Source organism: Trebonia sp. (assembly GCF_049794275.1).
GTDB lineage: Bacteria > Actinomycetota > Actinomycetes > Streptosporangiales > Streptosporangiaceae > Trebonia.
In genome coordinates this window covers 1-3656 of record NZ_JBARCR010000278.1, presented here as the reverse complement: position 1 = coordinate 3656, position 3656 = coordinate 1, and the positions used below count along the sequence as shown (strand labels likewise).

The window sequence follows — 3656 nt, the reverse complement described above, 5'->3', positions numbered from 1 at the left end:
GCCTCGAGCTGGTCGAGGCCTGCAGCAGCCGCTGGGGCTACCGTGACGCAGGCGCGGCTGGCGGCCGCACCGTCTGGGCGGAGGCGACGTGGCCGGTGGCCGTCCACCGCGCCGGTGCCGCCTAAGCCCCTTCCGCGTCGGTGCCGCGGCGCTCAGCATGATCACGAAAGAAAAATCTCCTATGCGCGAACTTTTCTTTCGTGATCATGAAATCAGCGGGCTCAGGCCGGCCATCGCGCCCTCGCCGGTGAGCCGTCCCGGAGCGCCAGGCAAAGACCTCGGCACTTCAAACTCTCTAAGCCCTATCGCGTCGGTGTCGTCTAAGCCCCCCGCCGCGTCGGTGTCGTCTAAGCCCCGCCGCGTCGGTGTCGTCTAAGCCCCCCGCCGCGTCGGTGCCGCCTAAGCCCCCCGCCGCGTCGGTGTCGTCTAAGCCCCCCCCCGCGTCGGTGTCGTCTAAGCCCCCCACCGCGCGGCTATCTCGTATTTGAGATATCGTGTGCAGTATGGACGACCTCCCGGTCCTGCCCGGGTTCCGCGAGATGGCGCTGCGCCGAATGGCGGCGCAGCGCGCTGGCCTGGTCCGCGACCTAGTCGCGCAGCGCCAGGCGGCGGGCCTGTCGCAGACCGAGGTGGCCGCGCGCATGGGCACATCCCAGTCCGCCGTCGCCCGGCTCGAGTCCGGCGTGAGCGACGTCCGCGCCACCACTCTCGAACGGTACGCGGCCGCCATTGGCGGCGAGATCACCTGGAGATTGAATGACTGATCGCGCGTCGAGCCCGGCAGGCCCGGAGTTCCCGTGGCCAGGCCAGCCGTCACCGGGGACACCGCCGTCACCGGGCAGGCCGAAGCAGGATCCTGGTCCGGTGCCGCCCGCCCGGGTCTGGCTCGACCCGCACGCCGGATGGCAGGACACGCTCTACGAGCGGCTCCTCGAGCAGCGGATCGTGCTCGCGTCCGGCGTTCTCGACGACGCGGCGGCGACGCGGCTGTCCGCGCAGCTGCTCACGCTCGACGCCGAAGGCACCGGCCCGATCCGCCTCGAGCTGCAGAACCTCCGGGCGGAACTGCCGGCCGCGCTCACCCTGATGGGCGTGCTCGACGTGATACGGGCGGAGATCCAGGCGTTCGCCGGCGGCGAGACAGGCGGCGCCGCGCTCGGCGTGCTGGCCTCGTGCCCGCGCCGCGCCGCGTACCCCAACGCGTCGTTCACGCTGTCCGAGCCGAAACTGCAGTTCGGCGGCACGGTGACGGCCGTGACCGCGCGGGAGCAGCAGGCGCGCCGGATGGTCGACTCGCTGTTCTACCGCATCGCCGAGGCCGCCGGCCGCGATGCCGGGGAGATCCGCGAGGACGCCAGGCGCGGCCGCACCTTCACCGCCGCAGAAGCGATCGGCTATGGCCTCGTCCAGGACCGGGCCGCGAAGCGCCCCGGCTAGCATCCCCGCCTACCGGAGCGGCACGTGTACGATCTCCACAGCGCTGGACGGAGACCGATGAAAGAACTCGAATCGCTGGACGCCGCGTTCGTCATCGACACTTTCCTGCTGCTGCTGATCGGGATCGGACCCAAGATCGCGCTGGTGCCATTCCTGGACGCGACCGCGGACATGCCCGAGGCGACCAAGCGGCGCGTCCTGCGCAAGATGTTGACCACCGCCGCCATCGTCGCCGCGCTCTTGCTGGTCCTCGGCGGGTTGCTGACCAGGCTGCTGCACTTCTCGCCGGGTGCGCTGGGCGTCTCCAGCGGCATTATCCTGCTGGTCATCGCGGTCTCCATGGTGCTCGGCCATGAGTCAGGCAACGGCGGCGATCATCCGGTCGAGGGCCGGGACCCGATGCAGGTCGCCGTGTTCCCGCTCGCTGTGCCCTACCTGCTCAACCCGGCCGGGATCGTCGTCCTGGTCACCCTGTCGGCCGAGGCTAGCTCGATCGCCGTCCTCGCTGTCGCCGTGGGCGTGCTCGTCGCGGTGCTGGTGTTGGACGTCGTCGTCTTCCGCTGGGCGGTGCAGGTCAGCGGCAAGCTGGACGCGAGCCGGATGCTGGTCACCGAGAAAGTGTTCGGTTTCCTGCTGGCCGCGCTCGGGGTCCAGCTGGTCCTCAACGGTCTGTCCGATGTCGGTGTGATCCACCTGACGACCGGCCACTGAGCCCACGGCCCGCGCCGCGCCGAATGATCACGAAGAAAAATCGTGCGCAGAGGAAGATTTTCTTTCGTGATCATGACCGCCCGGAGACTCCCGCGACCTGTGTTATTTCTGATGATGCTGTTGCTAACTGTTAATAATCGCGATGTCCGCGCAACATGAATCACATGAGGTATTCATTTCACCGGCGCGGGCGGATCCTCAATCTGACCATTACGTTCAGTAATCAGCGTTGAACTATTTGTGATTTTTTTGGTCCCTAGCTATAGGGATTTCGAGCTTCCCTCGTTACCATCGAGTTGCGGGCCAGGAAAACCAAAGTTCCGGGTGTACAAGTCACGCCCGGTACTGCTACTTAGAGTAACGGCGTTAGGACTCGGAGTTATTCTATGACCGGCGACACTCCCCAGGAGAGCGGCCACACGTCGGGTGCCGAGTCCGCGGAGATACAAAACCCTGACCCTGATGACTCGCCCGGATATGACACTGCGGCAGGGGAAGAAAAGACCGTAGTGGCGGATTCCGGCACAGCCAGCGCCTGGCCTCCGTGGCTTGGCGCTGCAGGTCCGGCGGGCTGGTTCCTGTCGGCCTCCGGGGAAGCGGCCCCCCCGGAGACCCCCGGCACGGAACCAGCCCGCGCGGATGCCGCCCAGTCGGCCGACCCCAGCCCAGCGGACCAGCCCGGACGGGCGGGGACATCCGAGCGGGCAGGCGTCTTCGCGCCGACTGGGCCGTCCAAGCTAACGGGCGTCCCTGAACGGGGCGAGCCTGACCCGGACGAGCGTCCCGGGCAGCCGTCCGCGGACGGCCAGGCGGAGCATTCACCGGCCCAGGACGAGGCTGTCCCAGCCGAGTGGACCGGCGGAGACGACGCGGCCGCGCCGTATGCGGTGGCCGACTCCGGGCCCGACGACGGCTGGTACGAGGACCCGCAGCCAACGTCGGTCCACCAGATCCCGCAGCGCCGGTCATGGCAGCCTGAGCCGCTGGCCGAGCCGCTGGCCGAACCCTGGCAGGACGCGCCCAGGGCCGCCCCGCCGCAGGCCGGCGACTGGTACGAGCCGGGCTACGAAGCCCGGCAGGACGAGCGGGGATACGAGCCGCAGCGCGCCGGGACGTCGCAGCAGGCCTGGCAGGACGAGCCGGCCGGCGAGCCGCGGGGTCCAGCCTTCGGGCAGCCGCGGGCGTACGGGCCGCCGCCGCGGGAACCGCGGTTCGTTCCCGTGGTCGGCCCGACGGCCGCGCTGCACGGCCAGGCCGGGGGACCAGGGTTCGTCGTGCCACCGGGGGCCGTGTCCGGGCTCTACGACCCGGCGCGGCGGTCCGGGTGGCAGCTCGCGGCGGGCGTGTGGGACGGGTCGGGAATCGGCTGGGAGCCGCCCGTGGCGGAGCCGCTGCCGGGACCCGGCTGGAGCGAGTACGGGGGCAGCGGGGGACAGCACAGGCAGTCCCTGGCGGCCGATGACTACCGCCAGGACGGCGAGCCGCCGCGCGGCGGCCCTGGCTTCGCG

The 3656-nt window shown here is 69.9% G+C and carries 3 protein-coding genes and 1 pseudogene; all 4 read left to right on the top strand.

Annotated elements, in window-relative coordinates:
- Positions 1-503 precede the first annotated feature (503 nt).
- Complete coding sequence (locus WA805_RS07915) at positions 504-764, top strand: helix-turn-helix domain-containing protein (protein ID WP_422277518.1); 261 nt, start codon at positions 504-506, stop codon at positions 762-764.
- Entirely contained in the window at positions 757-1437 is a 681-nt protein-coding gene (locus WA805_RS07910; RefSeq protein WP_422327022.1) for an ATP-dependent Clp protease proteolytic subunit, read from the top strand. Before WA805_RS07915 ends, WA805_RS07910 begins: the two co-directional genes overlap by 8 nt.
- A 57-nt stretch (positions 1438-1494) precedes the next feature.
- On the top strand, positions 1495-2148 hold the full coding sequence (locus tag WA805_RS07905) for a MarC family protein (protein ID WP_422277514.1): 654 nt from the start codon (positions 1495-1497) through the stop codon (positions 2146-2148).
- Positions 2149-2534: 386 nt separating this feature from the next.
- Positions 2535-3656 (top strand): annotated as a pseudogene (locus WA805_RS07900) (hypothetical protein); the annotation flags it as partial.